This window comes from Arthrobacter sp. Y3223164 (assembly GCF_059091005.1).
Genome location: NZ_JBNHGF010000991.1, coordinates 1 through 271 on the forward strand (window position 1 = coordinate 1; position 271 = coordinate 271).

1 protein-coding gene is annotated in these 271 nt (G+C 74.2%); it reads right to left on the minus strand.

Annotation, left to right across the window (positions count from 1 at the left end; all coding sequences use genetic code 11):
* Nucleotides 1-271: DUF4350 domain-containing protein (locus tag AC5RUJ_RS19050; protein WP_494156615.1), on the minus strand; the 271-nt coding region annotated here is incomplete at both ends.

Genomic DNA, 271 nt, shown 5'->3' on the forward strand with positions numbered 1-271 from the left:
GCCGGGGGCAAGGGCCCGCAGCGCCTCAAAGCCGGGCTCGAGCAGCACGATCCGCGCGGCCTGCTCCTTCAGCGGTTTCAGCTGCCCGGCGGTCAGGTAGCCGTCCGGGTCGTGGATCAGCAGGGCGGCGTCGCCTGCCGTCAGCTGGTCCCGGGTCTCCTGCAGCGAATTCGTGGCGGTCACCTGCACCCCCTGCTGGCGAAGCACTTCGGCCACGGCCTGGGCCCCGTTGGGCGCGGCGTTGCCGGGGGAGAGGTCGGCGCGGTCGGCG